The sequence below is a fragment of the Pseudomonas sp. HR96 genome, assembly GCF_034059295.1.
Classification (GTDB): domain Bacteria; phylum Pseudomonadota; class Gammaproteobacteria; order Pseudomonadales; family Pseudomonadaceae; genus Aquipseudomonas.
Window position 1 is genome coordinate 277,936 of record NZ_CP139141.1, and the last position, 14,584, is coordinate 292,519.

Consider the following 14,584-nt stretch of genomic DNA (forward strand, 5'->3'; position numbering starts at 1 on the left):
GCGCGGTGGCGAGTCGCGCTAGGGTGCCTGCAAATGACCCATGCAGGTATGAATGCGGAGGTGAGCGATGGATCAAGACAGACCCGCCGAGCCCGGCCCGGCACGGCTACGCGCCTTGCTGATCGGCGCGCTCGACAGCGCGGAGCATGAAGCCCTGGCTGACAGCCTGCACCAGCGCCAGGTGCGCGTGCGCAGCCTGGCCAGTTGCGCCGACGCCAGTGCCGAGCTGCTCGGCGAAGCCGGGCTGGTGTTCGTCTTCGTCGGTGCACGGGCGGGCGGCCAGGCCCAGGCCGATGTCCTGCCCTTGCTGCGCCTGGCTGGCGAGCTGGACGTCGTACCCATCGTTGCCTACGCCGAGCAGGCCTGTGCGGCCGCCCTGCTGGAAGCCGGCTGCGTGGACTACCTGTTGACCCCGTTCAGCGTCGCCCAGCTCGACGCTCTGCTGCACCGCCAGCGCGCGGCCAGGGCCGCGCAGCACACCCAGGTCTATCGCTCGCCCGCCAGCCGGCGCCTGCTGGCCATGGCGCAAAGGGTGGCGGCCACCCAGGCGCCGGTGCTGATCACCGGCGAGACCGGCACTGGCAAGGAGCTGCTGGCCCGCTACATCCATAGGGTCGGCAGTGGCGAACAGGCCCCGTTCGTGGCAGTCAACTGCGCGGCAATTCCCGAGCAGATGCTCGAGTCGCTGCTGTTTGGCCATGAGCGCGGTGCCTTTACCGGTGCCGTGAATGCCCAGCCCGGCAAATTCGAATTGGCCAACGGTGGCACCCTGCTGCTCGACGAAGTCGGCGAGCTGCCCCTGGGCCTGCAGGCCAAGCTGCTGCGGGTGTTGCAGGAGCAGCGGGTGGAACGCCTGGGTGCCCAGCGCGACATTCGCCTGAACGTGCGGGTGATCGCCGCCACCCACCGCGACCTGCGGGCCGAGGCCGAAGCCGGACGGTTTCGCGCCGACCTCATGTTTCGACTCGACGTGCTGGCGTTGCACATCGCGCCGCTGCGCCAACGCAGCGAAGACATCCTCCTGCTGGCCCACCGTTTCATCGAACGCAATGCCCCGGGCGAAAACCCCGAGCAGTTGCTGACCAGCGCCAGCCGCCAGGCCCTGCTGGCCCACGACTGGCCCGGCAACGTGCGTGAGCTGGAAAACTGCCTGCAGCGCGCCTTGATCCTGCGCAACGGCCTGTTCATCCAGCCGCGCGACCTGGGCCTGGACGATTCGCTGCTGGCGCCCCCCGAACCTTCGGCGGACGCCGGGCATGCCGCGCTCAAGGCCAGTGGCAAATGGGCCGAGTACCAGCATGTCATCGACACCCTGCGCCGCTTCGGCGGCCACAAGACCAAGACCGCCCATAGCCTGGGCATGACCCCGCGCGCGCTGCGCTATCGCCTGAGCGCCATGCGCGCCGAGGGCGTGGCGATCCAGTTGGCGCCGTCGCATTCCGGAGGATTTGCATGACCCCCATCGACCAGGTACGGCAGGATCTGCTGGCCCGCATGGCGCAGTTCCAGCAGATGGCCAGCCAGCCCGTCAGCCCCGCTCAGGGCACCGCGCCAGCCGGCGGCTTCGTCGCCGTGCTGCAACAGGCAGTGCGCGCGGTGGACCGCCAGCAACACCACGCTACGCGCCTGACCACGGCGGTGGACAGCGGACAGAGCGACGACCTGCTCGGCGCGATGCTGGAAAGCCAGAAAGCCAGCATTCAGTTCTCGGCCCTGCTGCAGGTCCGCAACAAGCTCACCGGTGCCTTCGACGAAGTCATGAAAACCCCGTTGTGAATCCGGCCCAAGACCTGAGCGAGTAGCCAACCGTGTGGCAAGCAATCAGCAAGACATTCAATGCCGGCCCTGGCGGGCTGAAGATCGATCCGCGCCTGCCCCTGGTGGGCCTGGCTGGAGTGGCGGCCCTGGTGGCCCTGGCCGTGGTGGTCTGGCTCTGGCGTGACCAGGGTGCCCTGCGCCCGCTGTACGGGTCCGGCCAGGCATTCCCGGCCAGCCAGGTCATGGAGGTGCTGGACGGCGAGAACATCCCTTACCGCCTGCACCCGCAAAGCGGCCAGGTGCTGGTCCATGAACAGGACCTGAGCCGCGCGCGCCTGACCCTGGCGGCCCGGGGCGTGCAGGTGGCAGTACCGGCCGGCTATGACCTGTTCGACCGCGAGGAGCCGCTGGGCACCAGCCAATTCGTCCAGGACGTGCGCCTCAAGCGCAGCCTGGAAGGCGAGCTGGCGCGCACCATCATGGCCATCGACGGCGTGGAAGGTGCGCGGGTGCACCTGGCGCTGGGCAAGAGCACCTCGTTCGTGGTGGCGCCCGTGCAGCCCGCCAAGGCCTCGGTGATGGTGCAACTCAAGGCCGGCGCCAGCCTGAGCGCCGAGCAGACCGGCGCCATCGTCAACCTGGTGGCCGGCAGCGTGCCGGGCCTGGCGGCCGGCGACGTCAGCGTGGTCGATCAGTACGGCAGCCTGCTTACCCAGGGCCTGGACCCCGGCCAGGGCGGTGCCCCGGCCTGGCGGGTGGTGCAGGACTACCAGCGCCAGGCCGTCGGCAACGTCGAGGCGGTGCTGGGCCCGCTGTTCGGCCCCGGCAACGTGCGGGTCAGCGTGGCCGCCGACATGGACTTCAGCCAGCGCGAGGAGACCCACCAGCAATATGGCGAGGCGCCGCGCCTGCGCAGCGAACGCCTGCAGGATGAGAGTGTGCTCGACCAGCTGGCGCTGGGTGTGCCCGGCTCACTGTCCAATCGCCCGGCCGCCGCGCCTGCACCGGCCCAGGCGGGCGCCGAGAGCAGCGCCCAGGCGGCGACCTCGTTGCGCAAGGAATCGAACCGGCAGATGGACTACGACCAGAGCGTGACCCACGTCAAGCACGCGCCTTTCCAGCTGCGTCAGCAGAGCGTGGCGGTGCTGGTCAATGGCCAGCCCGACGCCGAAGCCTGGACCCCGGCGGCGCGCGAGCGCCTGCTGGCCTTGGTCAAGAGCGCCGTGGGTTTCAATGAGGCCCGAGGCGATGCACTGACCCTCGACCTGTTCCCCTTCATCGAGCTGGCCGAACCGGTCCAGAGCTCGGCCTGGTGGCAGGAGAGCTGGTTCTACGGCCTGATGCGGCTGGCGCTGATCGGCCTGATCAGCGTGCTGGTGCTGCTGTGGATGGTGCGCCCGGTGATCCGCAAGCTGGCCGAGCCGCGTGAGCCGGTCAGTGCCGCCGACCCCGTGGCGACCGCGCTCCAAGGTCCGACGTCGCTACCCGGCGGCCTTGCACAGGACGATCCGCTGGCCGAGATCAGCCTGCCGGCCCCCGGTTCGGGCGTCGAACTGCAGCTCGAACATCTGCAACTGCTTGCCGATCGTGACCCCGAGCGGGTCAGCGAAGTGCTCAAACAATGGATAGGCCGTCATGACTCACCCAACCCTTGAAAAAACGCCGGCCGCGCCTGCGCTGCTGACCGGGCGCAATGCAACCACACCGCTGGAGCAGGCGGCCATCCTCATGCTGAGCCTGGGCGACAGCCAGTCGGCCGGGGTGCTGCGGCATTTCTCTCGCGAGGAAGTGGTTGCCATCAGCCAGGCCATGGCGCGCCTGAGCAACGTCAAGCAGCCTATGGTGCTGGAGGCCATCAGCCGCTTCTTCAGCGACTACAAGCAGCAGAGCAGCATCCGGGGCGCCTCGCGCAGCTACCTCGAAGGCATGCTCGGCAAGGCGTTGGGCAGTGATATCACCCGCACCTTGCTCGACAGCATCTATGGCGAGGAAATCCGTGCGCGCATGGTGCGCATGGAGTGGATCGACCCCAAGCAGTTCGCCGCCTTGATCGCCAAGGAACACGCGCAGATGCAGGCAGTGTTTCTCGCCTTCCTGCCGCCGGCACTGGCCAGCGAAGTGCTGGAGCATATGCCCGGCTGGCGCCAGGACGAACTGCTGTTTCGCATCGCCAACCTCAGCGAGATCAACGGCGACGTCATCCACGAGCTCGACCAGTTGATCGAGCGCAGCCTGTCGGTGTTGTCCAGCCAGGGCTCGCAGGTGCGCGGGGTGAAGCAGGCGGCGGACATCATGAACCGCTTCAAGGGCGACCGGGCACAGATGTTCGAGCTGTTGCGCGGGCATGATGCGCAACTGGTCGAGCGCATCGAAAGCGAAATGTATGACTTCTTCATTCTCTCGCGGCAAGCGCCGGACACCTTGCAGGCGTTGCTCGAGGTGATCCCCCTGGCGGACTGGGTGGTGGCGCTCAAAGGCGCCGAACCGGAACTGGTCCGGGCGATCCAGGGCGCCTTGCCGCGGCGGCAGATGCAGCAGATGGACAGCCTCACCCGCCGTCAGGGGCCGGTGCCGCTGAGCCGGATCGAGCAGGTGCGCAAGGACATCATGGCCGTGGTGCGCGAGATGGCCGCCGACGGCACCTTGCAGATTCAGCTGTTTCAGGAGCAGACCGTCGAATGAGCCGCCTGATCGCACCCCCGGCCTCGGCAGCGGTGGCCGCCATCCCGTTGAGCGATCGCGACCCGCGCGAGTGGCGGCCCTGGCGCGTGGCGGCGCTGCCCGCGCATTCGCCGCCCGGCGGCGAGGACGCCGGCCGCAGCGCCGCCGAAGGTTACGAGCAAGGTCGCCAGGAGGGCTACCTGCAGGGGCTGCAGGAAGGCCGTGAAGCGGGCCACGCCGACGGCCTGCGCGGCGGTCACCAGGCAGGCCTGGCACAGGGACGCAGCGCTGGCGAGCAACTGTTCGAAGAGGCCGCCAGGCCCCTGCAGCAAGTGACCGAGCAATGGCAGGCGTGGCGCCAGACCTACGCCGAGCAGCGCCGCCAGGAACTGCTGACACTGGTCGGCAAGGTCGCGCAACAGGTCATTCGCTGCGAGCTGACGCTCAACCCTGCGCAGCTGCTGGCCTTGGCCGATGAAGCGCTGGCGGCCATGCCCCTGCCGCCGGACGAGGTGCGCGTGCTGCTCAACCCGCAGGAGCATGCCAGCATCCGCGACCTGGCGCCCGAACGTGCACAGGCCTGGCGGCTGCTGGCCGACGAGCGCCTGGCGCTGGGTGAGTGCCGCATTGTCACGCCCGAGGCGGAGTTCGACATCGGCTGCCAGCAACGTCTGGATGCCTGCCTGGCCACCCTCGCCGAACACCTGCCCGCTGCTGGCGAGGAGGGCTGAGCCGTGCCCGGGACTGTCCCGCCGTCACGCCTGGAGCACGCCCTGCGCTCGCTCGACGAGGTGCAGCTGGCCAAGGTCAGCGGGCGCCTGGTGCGGGTCTCCGGCATGCTTCTGGAAAGCCTCGGCTGCCAGCGCCAGACCGGCCAGCGTTGCCTGGTCGAACAGGCCGACGGCGGCCATCTGGAAGCGCAGGTGGTGGGCTTCAATCGCGAGATCACCTACCTGATGCCGTTCAAGAAGCCGGTCGGGCTGATGGCCGGCTCGCGGGTCTTCGCCGTGCACGAGCAGGCCCGCCTGCAGATCGGCCCGGGCTGGCTGGGCCGGGTCATCAACGGCCTCGGCGAGCCGCTGGACGACCTCGGCCGGCTGGGTGGTGCCGATCCACTGAGCATCGACCTGCCGCGGGTCAATCCCCTGCGCCGCCAGCCGGTCAGCCAGCCGCTGGATGTCGGCGTGCGAGCCATCAATGCCTTGCTGACCCTGGGCAAGGGCCAGCGGGTCGGCCTGTTCGCCGGCAGTGGGGTGGGCAAGAGCGTGCTGCTGGGCATGATGACCCGGCAGACGGCGGCCGATGTGGTGGTGGTCGGGCTGATTGGCGAGCGCGGTCGCGAGGTCCAGGAGTTTCTCCTGCACGCGCTGGGCAGCGACGGCCTGCGCAAGGCGGTGGTGGTGGTCGCTCCGGCCAACGAGTCGCCGCTGATGCGGCTCAAGGCGGCCGAACTGTGCCACAGCATCGCCGCGTATTTTCGCGACCAGGGCAAGGACGTGCTGCTGCTGGTCGACTCGCTGACCCGCTACGCCATGGCCCAGCGCGAAATCGCCCTGGCCCTCGGCGAGCCGCCGGCGACCAAGGGCTACCCGCCGTCGGTGTTCGCCCTGTTGCCCGAGCTGGTGGAGAGCGCCGGCAACGGCGAAGGGCGGCATGGCAGCCTGAGCGCCATCTACACGGTGCTGGCCGAGGGCGACGACCAGCAGGACCCGATCGTCGATTGCGCGCGGGCGATCCTCGACGGCCATATCGTGCTGTCGCGCAAGCTGGCCGACCTCGGCCATTACCCCGCCATCGACATCGCCGCTTCAGTCAGCCGCTGCATGAACCAGGTGCTTGAGCCACGGCATCTCGGCGCGGCTCGACAGTGCAAGGAGCTGTCCAGCCTGTACGAGCAGATCCGTGAATTGATTCCCATGGGCGGCTACACGGCCGGCATGGATGCCCGCACCGACCGCGCGGTGCAGCTGGCGCCGCGCATTGAACGCTTCCTGCGCCAGGAGACCGACCGCGCCAGCGACCTGGCGCAAAGCCTGGAACAACTGCACGAGGTGCTCAAATGAAATCGACTGTGGCGGCCTTCGGCCGGCTCGCCGAGCTGCGCGCTGCCCAGACGCGCCAGCTGCTGGCGCGGGTCCACTACCAGCAGCAACTGTGCCAGCGCTACCAGGCCAACATCGCGGCGCTTCGCCGACTGTGCGGGTTCCAGGGCTGCATCGACACCGTCGTGCAGCGGCACAACCATCAGCAGTACAAGGTGACGCTGCACAACATGATCGAGCTGCAGACCCGCGAGCTGGCCCTGGCCGAGCGCACCCTGGCCGGCCTGCGCGAGCAGATGCTGGGTGCCCTGCGCGGGGAGAAGGTCGCGGCGCAGGCGCTGGCCGGCAAGCTGGGCGAGTGGCGCGCCCTGCTGGCCCGCCAGGAACAGGCGCTGCAGGACGGCCTCGGCGCGCAGGTCTGGTGGCGAGCGCGTCTGTGCGCACCGTGAGCGCAACGGCCGCGTTTTTTGCCAAGCGCATTTAAGGTCGCTGTGCGGCCAGTCGCTCTGCTGTCGATCGAACCTTGCTCAGGATAACGCCATGGACATCTCAGTTCGTTTCAAATCGCTCGGCGCTGCGCCGGCCGAGACCGGCGCCATCGTGCCGCGCCAGCCTGCCACGGCAGCGCCCATAGCGCCCGTGGCGGCGCCTGACCCGGTGCAGGCGCAGTTGCAGCCCTTGCGCGAAGCCTTGCGCGCACTGCCCGAAGTGGACCTGGAAAAGGTCCAGGCGATGCGCACGGCCCTGGCCCGGGGCGAGCTGGCCGACGATCCGCTGGCCCTGGCACGGGCGATGCTGACGCGCACCGACGGCCGCGAGCGGTGATCCCGCGGGCGCGACTGCTGGCCCAACTGGCGGCCGACATCCAGCGCGATGCGGCCGCCTATCGCCAGTTGCGCCGCGACTTGCAAGCCTTGCATGCCTCGCTCCTGAGCTGCGCCGGCGCCGCCACTGCTGCGGCCTGCGCGGCGCTGGATGCGCAGCTGCCGGCCCTGGCGCAGCGCGCGCGCCGGCGCGGGCAGGTTCTGCAGGCGCTGGGCAGCGCTGGCGGCAGTGAGGCAGTGGTCAGGGTGCTCGGCGAGTTGCCTGCCGCTGTGGGTAGCCCGCTGCAGACCCTGTGGCAGGCGCTGGAGCGCGACGTCGACGATTGTCGCCGGCTCAACGAACGCAACGGCCTGCTGCTGCGCAGCCAGAGCGAGCGGGTGCAGGAGCTGCTCGGCGGCGCGGCCGGCCCCGGAATCTATGCCCCCGGCACTTAATTCGCGGCCCTGAGCGGTCGCTTTCAGCCTTCACCGGCGGGCGAATGCGCCGGGGGAAGCGCCATTGCCGCCGGCGCTCGCCGCCACGCAGGCAGGCGGCAGCAGCGCTTCCTGATTCGTATATAAAACCTCAATAAAATCAGTTACTTGGCTTTTGGTCTCGAACTTGCTGATGGCAGTTGGAGACGCGCCGTTGCAGGAGAATGTCATGGCTTTCGATTCAGAGTACATCAAGGGCACCGCGCAAAACCTCGCCGACTACGAGGTGCGTCGCGCCTTCCTCAGGGTCCAGCGCAACGAGACCCGGGTCAAGACTCAGCTCGATGGCCTGAACGCGCTGGACAAGGCCCTCAAGGCCCTGAGCAGTGCCGTCAAGGACATGAAAAAGGCCGACAAGGGCATGCTGGTCAACAGCGCGACCTTCAGCAAGCCCGACTTCGCCTCGGCCACGGTCGGGGCGTCGGCGGTGGCCGGCAGCTATGACTTCTTCGTCGAGCAACTGGCCAGCCGGCACCAGCTGGCGGTCAGCGGCCTGCGCCCCGAAGACCTCGGCAGCGGCACCCTGACCCTCAGCCAGGACGGCAAGAGCTTCGACATCGACATGACCGGCATCGACAGCCTCGAAGCACTGGCCGCACAGATCAACGGCGCCACCGACAACAGCGGCCTGAAGGCCACCCTGGTGCGTACCGGCGGCGAGGTGTCGCTGGTGCTGTCGAGCGACAAGACCGGCGCCGCGCAGGCCATCGGCGTCAGCCACAGCGGCACCTCGCCAGGCTTTGCCGGGGCCATGGACGGCGCCACCGAGCTGGCCGCCGCGCAGGACGCCAAGGTCCGCCTGGGCGGTGAGAACGGCCTGCTGCTGACCAGTACCAGCAACACCTTCGACCAGGTCATCGACGGCGTCAGCCTGACTTTCAGCAAGGCCCACGCGCCTGGCGATACCCCACTGACCGTGGAAATCGCCCAGGACAAGAGCGCGACCCGGGAAAAGGTGCAGGCGTTCGTCGACGCCATCAATGGCCTGCTGGGCGAGTTCGACAGCCTGACCGCCAGCGGCGGCAAGGGGGGCGAACGCGGCGCGCTGGCCGGCGACGCCAGCATCCGTTCGATGGAGAGCCTGCTCGGTGGCTTGCTGCGCGGGCAATACGACGGCGTCAGCCTGATGCAGTTCGGCATCGTCGCCGACGCCAAGGGCAAGCTGACCATCGACAGCAAGAACTTCGAAAAGGCGGTCGCCGCCGACCCCGAGGCCTTCGAGAAGCTGTTCAGCGGCGAAGGCAACCTGTTCGATGCCCTCGACAAGCAGTTGGCCACCTATAGCGCCAGCGGCGGCCTGATCAAGTCGCGCAAGGACAGCCTCGATGCGCAGATGCGTCGGGTCGATGCCGAGACCGAGCGGCTCGAAAAGCAGCACGAGATGTTCTACCAGCGTTACCTCAAGCAGTACTCGAACATGGCCCGCATCATCGCGTCGATGGAGGCCACCTATGGCATGTTCTGACCTGCCTGTCCCGGCCGGAGCCCGGTCATGAGCGGCTACGACGACTACCGCTGCGTCGACCTGGAGTCGCGCGCCACGACAGCGTCGCCCTACCAGCTGGTGCTGTTGCTGTACGACGGCCTGCTCGAAGAGCTGGAGCGTGTGCGCGGGCATATTCAGGGCCGGCGGTTCGAGCTCAAGGGCCGCTCGCTGGAAAAGTGTCTGGGCATTCTCGACGGGCTCGATGGCGCGCTCGACCACCAGGAGGGCGGCGAACTGGTGGCCAGTCTCGAACAGCTCTACGACTACTGCCGTCGCCGCCTGTGCGAAGTCAGCGTGACGCTGTCGCTCGACAGCCTGGACGAAGTGGTGCACCTGCTCGGCCAGTTGCGGCTGGGCTGGGAGGCTGTGCATGCCAGTCGTTGAAAACCTGTTGACGCAGTTCGATGCCCAGCTGCAGCGCGCCCTGGCCGACGCTGACTGGGCCGACATCGCGCGCCTTGATCAGGGCATCCGCAGCTGCCTGGAGCGCCTACCCGCCACGCACGAGCTGTCGGCACCCAGCCGCGCGGCGCGCCAGCGCCTCAAGCGCCGGCACGGCCTGGCGATGGCGGCGTGCGTCGCGGAACGCGAGCGTTTGCGCCGGTTGCTCGAGCGCCAGCGCGACCAGGCCGAAGCCCAGCTTGCCTATCGCTCAATCGATCTCTACCGCGACGAGGAATGATCCGTGGCTATCACCCCGGGCGCCATGGCGCCTACCCCCTTGCTGTCCGCTCTGCCCGAGCCGGTATCAGCTGCGCCACTGCCGACGCTGGACTGGGCGCCGTTTTTTTACCCGCCTGCGGAGGTCGCGCACACCGATGAGCAGGCGGCGCTCGTCGAGCCTCTGGAGCAGGCCGACCCGCTCGAAGCAGCGCTGCCCGGCCCGGTCGACCCGCAGCTGTGGCTGGCGACGGTGCAGGTCATGCGCGAGGCCAGTGTCGTCGCCCGCAGCGCGGGTCAGGCTCCGGCACCCTTGCCATTGCCGGTACCCACGTCGGTGACGGCCCCGGCCCCGAGGCAGGAGTCCCCGGCTGTGGCGGTCCCGGCCCTGGTTCCGGTTCCGGTCCCGGCAGCGCCTGCCCACCGTGCGCCACTGCCGGTTCAAGCCGAGCCCGCTACGACCCTGCCCAGGGTAGCCGTGGCCGCGCGGCCGCTGCCTGACGCTGCTGTCTCGCTGGCTGCGGTCACCACGCCTGCCGAGGCGCCACCCGTCGCACCGCCGCCGGGCGCAGCGCCGGTCTTGAGCGCTGCGGCGTTTGCCGGCGGGCTCGCGCCAGCCCCGACCGCCGCCAGCCCGTTGCCCGTCACCGCGCCGCTGCATCCCGAGGCGCGGTGGGGCGAGCAGATGATCCAGACCCTGGAAGGCCAGGTGCGGCTGCAGCTCGAGCAACGGGTGCAGCACGCCACTTTGCGCCTCGACCCGCCGCAGCTGGGCAGCCTGGAGATATCGGTCAGCCATCAGGACGGGCGCGTGCAGGTGCACATCAACGCCAGCCAGGGCGAAACCGGCAAGTGGCTGGCGCAGAGCGCCGAGCGCCTGCGCCAGGAATTGGCCGAGCACAGCTTCAGCCAGGCCCAGGTCACGGTCTCCAGCGACGGCCAGGGCCGCCAGCACTCGCCCCGGCAGCCGCGTTGGGCGCTGCCCGAGGCGATTACCGAGCAACCCGGGGTCGCCGCCGAGCATAGCGCTCGGGCAGTCGGCAGCGATGTGCTGATCACCGTCTAGCGCATCGCGCTTGTTCATCTTTCCGCCATCGAGGCCTTTCATGACTCTGCAACGCATCATCCTTGCCCTGCTCGGCGTCAACCTGGTGTTGACCGTGGGCAGCGGCCTGTTCAACTACCAGCAGATCAGTGCCGTGCGCGACGCTACCCAGGCGCCCCTCACGACTGCGGGGGGCGGTGCAGCGGGCGATTACGCCTTCCATACCGTCGACAAGATCATCTTCAACCTGCAGGACCGCGGCCGCGAACACTACTTTGTACTCGACCTGGCCTTGCAGACGCCGCCCGCGCAAAACCCGGCCAGGCTCAAGCAACTGGAGCCAATGGTGCGCAGCACGGTGGTCGCTCACCTGGCGCAGATGGACTTCGCGCAACTGCGCGCGCTGCCCATCGCCCAGTTGCAGGAACGCCTGCAGGCGGCGTTGGCCGAGGACTTCGCCGGCAAGCAACTGGACCTGCCGTTCAGTGCCGTGCTGGTCAGCAAACTGATAGTGCAGTGACCGGCCATGGCCACCTCCGATGCGCGGGCAGCGCGCACCTACCCCGACCCGTCAGGCATCTTTGCCCCCGGCGAGGAGCAGCGCTGGCTGTTGCGTTACCTGCCGCTGGTCAAGCGCATCGTCAACCAGCTGTCCTTGCAGGCGACCCAGGCGCTGGCCCGCGAGGACATGGAACAGATCGGCCTGCTCGGCCTGCTCGAAGCGTTGCGCCGATATGGCGTACCGGATGAACAATTTGGCCGTTTCGCGGCGCTGCGCGTGCGCGGCGCCATTCTCGACGAGTTGCGCCGCCAGGATTGGCGCCCGCGCCCGGTGCGCCAGTGCGCCCACCGTGTACGTGACGCTGAACGGGCGTTGCGCAAGTGCCTGGGGCGGGTACCGCGCGACGAGGAAATTCGCGTCAGTGCCGGCCTCGACGAGGCGCAATACCAGGACCACCTGCGCGCCGAGGCCGCCGAAGCCCTGCATAGCCTGGACGAGCTGCTGGCCAGCGATCCCGGTGCGCTGCCCGGGGTGTCGCAGGACTTCGCCGCCGGGCTGCTGGACGAGCGCCTGTTGAGCCAGGCGCTGGCGGTGCTCGATGAGCGCGAGCGACGGGTGCTGAGCTTGTACTACCAGCACGAGATGAGCCTGCGCGAAATCGGCCTGGTGCTGGAGGTGAGCGACGCCCGGGTATGCCAGCTGTGCAAACAGGCGATCAACAAGGCTGCGGCCTTTCTTTCCACTCAATGAGTCGTTGCAAGCGAGGTAGTCGTGCAAAAAGTTCTGGGCGCGGTTTTCATTCTGATCTGTGTGCTGGGCGGCTATGCCATGGCCGGCGGCGAATTGCATGTGCTCTGGCAACCGGCCGAGATGATCATCATCCTGGGGGCCGGCCTGGGCAGCCTGGTGGTGGGCAATCCCAAGGAGGTGCTGCTGGAGATGTGGCAGCAGATCCGTGGTGTGTTCAGTTTCAAGCGACGCGGCGAGGCCTTTCAGCGCGAGTTGCTGATGCTGCTCTACGAGCTGCTCGAAATGGTCCAGGCCGGGGGCCTGAAGACCCTTGACGAGCATATCGAGGAGCCGGAGAACAGCGCGCTGTTCGCCCGCTACCCGCTGATCGCCCAGGAGCGCAATCTCATGGCCTTCATCGCCGACAACTTCCGCCTGATGGCCATGGGCAAGATCAGCGCCCACGAGCTCGAAGGCTTTCTGGAGCAGGAACTGGGGGCCATGGAGGAAACCCTGCTGCTGCCCTCGCGCTCGCTGCACAAGCTGGGCGAAGCGATGCCCGGCTTCGGCATTCTTGCGGCGATCATGGGCATCATCATCACCATGGGCAGCATCGGTGGCTCGGTGGCGGAGATCGGCGAGCATGTGGCGGCCGCTCTGGTCGGCACCTTCCTCGGTATCTTCTTCTGCTATTGCCTGATGGACCCATTGAGCAATGCCATGGCCCAGCGCATCAAGACCGAGCTGTCGGCCCTGGAGTGCGTGCGCACCACGTTGGTGGCGCACGTGGCCGGCAAGCCGACGCTGCTGGCGGTGGACGCCGGGCGCAAGCTTATCGAACAGGACGTCAAGCCGGCCTTCCGGCAGCTGGAGACCTGGGTCAACCAATACGAGGAAACCAGGGGGAGCGCATGAAACGCAAAGCCGACGCCGGCCATGAGATCATCATCAAGCGCCAGGCCAGGAAAGGTCATCAAGCGGCGCACGGTGGGGCGTGGAAGGTCGCTTTCGCCGACTTCACCCTGGCCATGATGGCGCTGTTCATGGTGCTGTGGATCGTCCAGCCGCGGGTCGACGAGCAGAGCCGGCCAGAACGCGAATATGCCCATATCGCCCTGTTCAGCGAGGGTGCCGGGGTCTTTGATGGCGTGGTCAGGGTGCCGCTGGAGCTGGACGGGATTCCGGTGTCGCGGGTGCCGTCGTCGCTACCCGAGCCGGCCTCCCAGACCACCGCCGGCGCGCCGGACGTCCAGCACCGACCCTCGCCGCAGGAACAGGAACGCGCGGCCCTGGAGAGCCTGGCCGAGCTGCTGGCGCGGCTGGCGGAACAGCAGGACGCTGCGGTCAACCTGGAGGTGCAGGTCGTGCCGCAGGGCTTGCGCATCCTGATTCGCGACGACGCCCAGCGCGCCATGTTCGCCCGCGGCAGCGCGCGCCTGGAGCCACGCTTCGAAACGCTGCTGCAAGGGCTGGCCAGGCTGCTGGCGGGAATACCGAACAAACTGATCGTCAGCGGCCATACCGACTCGGCGGCGTATCGCCGTGCCAGCCGCTATGACAACTGGAACCTGTCCGGCGAGCGCGCCCTGCGCGCCCGTGACGTGCTGGTGGGGGCAGGGCTGGACACCGCCAGCCTGCTGCAGGTGTCGGCGCAGGCAGACGTCATGCCGCTGTTGCCCGACGACCCGCAGAGCGGCCGCAACCGCCGTATCGAACTGCTGGTGCTGACCCGCGACGCCGAGCGGCTGTACCGCCAGCTGTTTGGCAACGACAGCCCTCAGGCCGTCTACCCGCAGGCCTGAGCCCGGCCCTGCTCACTGCTGGGAGGCGCGCAGGCGCGTCCACAGGCGATTCAACAGCGAAGCCTGAGCATGGACGCTCTCGGCCGCCTGCTCGGTCGCTGCGTCACCTTGGGGCGCCGCCAGCGCGGCGGGGTTGAGCAGGTAGCCGCGACGCGGCAGCGTCTGGATGATGCGCCGCTGCTTTTCGTCACCGAGCAATTGGCGCAGGGTGTAGATCTGCTGGCTCAGGCTACCCTGGCTGACCACGCGGTCGGCCCAGGCGTAGCGCAGTAGTTCCATGCGCGAGATCACCTCGCCCGGCTGTTGCAGCAGGCGCTCGAGTACGCGGCTGCCGGCGTAGCCAAGGTCCACCCGGCGTAGGCCACCGGGGTTGCGCAGCTCCAGCTGGTACAGCTGTGAATCGAACTGGGCGAAGCCACCGGGGTAGCCGGTTTTGATTGTTAACAAACGATGCTGTAACGATCGGGCGTTCATTTGATGACTTCCTGTTTTTTGTCACTGTTCTTTGCTACTCCATTTTCCACTGTACCTCGGAAAAAGCCTCTACGAAGTCTCTGAAAAATGCGGATATAAAAAAACCCCCGATCGCTCGGGGGTCTTT

19 protein-coding genes are annotated in these 14,584 nt (G+C 68.1%); 17 read left to right on the plus strand and 2 right to left on the minus strand.

Annotated elements, in window-relative coordinates:
• The first annotated feature begins 67 nt into the window (after positions 1 to 67).
• The 9 genes from SFA35_RS01265 to flgN all read left to right on the plus strand — a co-directional run bounded on the left by SFA35_RS01265 (position 68) and on the right by flgN (position 7,720).
• On the plus strand, positions 68 to 1,456 hold the full coding sequence (locus SFA35_RS01265; protein WP_320574331.1) for a sigma-54 dependent transcriptional regulator: 1,389 nt from the start codon (positions 68 to 70) through the stop codon (positions 1,454 to 1,456).
• The gene (locus SFA35_RS01270) at positions 1,453 to 1,776 is read left to right on the plus strand and encodes a flagellar hook-basal body complex protein FliE (RefSeq protein ID WP_320574333.1); all 324 of its coding nucleotides are present in this window, start codon (positions 1,453 to 1,455) and stop codon (positions 1,774 to 1,776) included. Before SFA35_RS01265 ends, SFA35_RS01270 begins: the two co-directional genes overlap by 4 nt.
• 32 nt (positions 1,777 to 1,808) lie before the next feature.
• Positions 1,809 to 3,413, plus strand: coding sequence for a flagellar basal-body MS-ring/collar protein FliF (fliF, locus tag SFA35_RS01275; protein ID WP_320574335.1), 1,605 nt, complete (start codon positions 1,809 to 1,811; stop codon positions 3,411 to 3,413).
• Positions 3,414 to 3,486: 73 nt separating this feature from the next.
• Positions 3,487 to 4,440 carry a FliG C-terminal domain-containing protein gene (locus tag SFA35_RS01280; RefSeq protein WP_320578791.1) on the plus strand — a complete coding sequence of 318 codons (954 nt, stop codon included), beginning with the start codon at positions 3,487 to 3,489 and terminating at the stop codon, positions 4,438 to 4,440.
• Positions 4,437 to 5,150 carry a flagellar assembly protein FliH gene (fliH, locus tag SFA35_RS01285; RefSeq protein WP_320574337.1) on the plus strand — a complete coding sequence of 238 codons (714 nt, stop codon included), beginning with the start codon at positions 4,437 to 4,439 and terminating at the stop codon, positions 5,148 to 5,150. The genes SFA35_RS01280 and fliH overlap by 4 nt, the downstream gene beginning before the upstream one ends.
• Positions 5,151 to 5,153: 3 nt before the next feature.
• Positions 5,154 to 6,482, plus strand: a complete 1,329-nt coding sequence (fliI, locus tag SFA35_RS01290) for a flagellar protein export ATPase FliI (RefSeq protein ID WP_320574339.1) — start codon at positions 5,154 to 5,156, stop codon at positions 6,480 to 6,482.
• Entirely contained in the window at positions 6,479 to 6,910 is a 432-nt protein-coding gene (locus SFA35_RS01295) for a flagellar export protein FliJ (RefSeq protein WP_320574342.1), read from the plus strand. Before fliI ends, SFA35_RS01295 begins: the two co-directional genes overlap by 4 nt.
• A gap of 91 nt (positions 6,911 to 7,001) precedes the next feature.
• On the plus strand, positions 7,002 to 7,286 hold the full coding sequence (locus SFA35_RS01300; protein WP_320574343.1) for a flagellar biosynthesis anti-sigma factor FlgM: 285 nt from the start codon (positions 7,002 to 7,004) through the stop codon (positions 7,284 to 7,286).
• Positions 7,283 to 7,720 (plus strand): flagellar export chaperone FlgN, encoded by a 438-nt coding sequence (flgN, locus tag SFA35_RS01305; RefSeq protein WP_320574345.1) that lies wholly within the window; start codon positions 7,283 to 7,285, stop codon positions 7,718 to 7,720. Before SFA35_RS01300 ends, flgN begins: the two co-directional genes overlap by 4 nt.
• A gap of 30 nt (positions 7,721 to 7,750) precedes the next feature.
• Here the strand turns inward: flgN and SFA35_RS01310 are convergent, their stop codons facing one another.
• Positions 7,751 to 7,951, minus strand: coding sequence for a hypothetical protein (locus SFA35_RS01310; protein WP_320574347.1), 201 nt, complete (start codon positions 7,949 to 7,951; stop codon positions 7,751 to 7,753).
• On the opposite strand from SFA35_RS01310, the gene fliD reads away from it, so the two are divergent.
• The 8 genes from fliD to SFA35_RS01350 are packed head-to-tail and all read left to right on the plus strand — an operon-like array spanning position 7,929 to position 13,983.
• The gene (gene fliD / locus SFA35_RS01315) at positions 7,929 to 9,224 is read left to right on the plus strand and encodes a flagellar filament capping protein FliD (RefSeq protein ID WP_320574349.1); all 1,296 of its coding nucleotides are present in this window, start codon (positions 7,929 to 7,931) and stop codon (positions 9,222 to 9,224) included. The genes SFA35_RS01310 and fliD overlap by 23 nt on opposite strands.
• A 27-nt stretch (positions 9,225 to 9,251) precedes the next feature.
• Positions 9,252 to 9,629 (plus strand): flagellar export chaperone FliS, encoded by a 378-nt coding sequence (fliS, locus tag SFA35_RS01320; RefSeq protein WP_320574351.1) that lies wholly within the window; start codon positions 9,252 to 9,254, stop codon positions 9,627 to 9,629.
• Positions 9,616 to 9,927, plus strand: a complete 312-nt coding sequence (locus SFA35_RS01325; protein WP_320574353.1) for a hypothetical protein — start codon at positions 9,616 to 9,618, stop codon at positions 9,925 to 9,927. Before fliS ends, SFA35_RS01325 begins: the two co-directional genes overlap by 14 nt.
• A 3-nt stretch (positions 9,928 to 9,930) precedes the next feature.
• Positions 9,931 to 10,971 (plus strand): flagellar hook-length control protein FliK, encoded by a 1,041-nt coding sequence (locus tag SFA35_RS01330; RefSeq protein WP_320574355.1) that lies wholly within the window; start codon positions 9,931 to 9,933, stop codon positions 10,969 to 10,971.
• Between the two features lie 40 nt (positions 10,972 to 11,011).
• Positions 11,012 to 11,470 carry a flagellar basal body-associated FliL family protein gene (gene fliL / locus SFA35_RS01335; RefSeq protein WP_320574358.1) on the plus strand — a complete coding sequence of 153 codons (459 nt, stop codon included), beginning with the start codon at positions 11,012 to 11,014 and terminating at the stop codon, positions 11,468 to 11,470.
• Between the two features lie 6 nt (positions 11,471 to 11,476).
• Positions 11,477 to 12,202: a FliA/WhiG family RNA polymerase sigma factor gene (locus SFA35_RS01340; RefSeq protein ID WP_320574360.1), complete on the plus strand. Its 726-nt coding sequence runs from the start codon at positions 11,477 to 11,479 to the stop codon at positions 12,200 to 12,202.
• A gap of 21 nt (positions 12,203 to 12,223) precedes the next feature.
• The gene (gene motA / locus SFA35_RS01345) at positions 12,224 to 13,096 is read left to right on the plus strand and encodes a flagellar motor stator protein MotA (RefSeq protein WP_320574362.1); all 873 of its coding nucleotides are present in this window, start codon (positions 12,224 to 12,226) and stop codon (positions 13,094 to 13,096) included.
• Entirely contained in the window at positions 13,093 to 13,983 is an 891-nt protein-coding gene (locus SFA35_RS01350) for an OmpA family protein (protein WP_320574364.1), read from the plus strand. The genes motA and SFA35_RS01350 overlap by 4 nt, the downstream gene beginning before the upstream one ends.
• 12 nt (positions 13,984 to 13,995) lie before the next feature.
• Here SFA35_RS01350 and SFA35_RS01355 read toward each other — a convergent pair whose 3' ends face one another.
• On the minus strand, positions 13,996 to 14,430 hold the full coding sequence (locus tag SFA35_RS01355) for a winged helix-turn-helix domain-containing protein (RefSeq protein ID WP_414058459.1): 435 nt from the start codon (positions 14,428 to 14,430) through the stop codon (positions 13,996 to 13,998).
• Between the last annotated feature and the right edge of the window lie 154 nt (positions 14,431 to 14,584).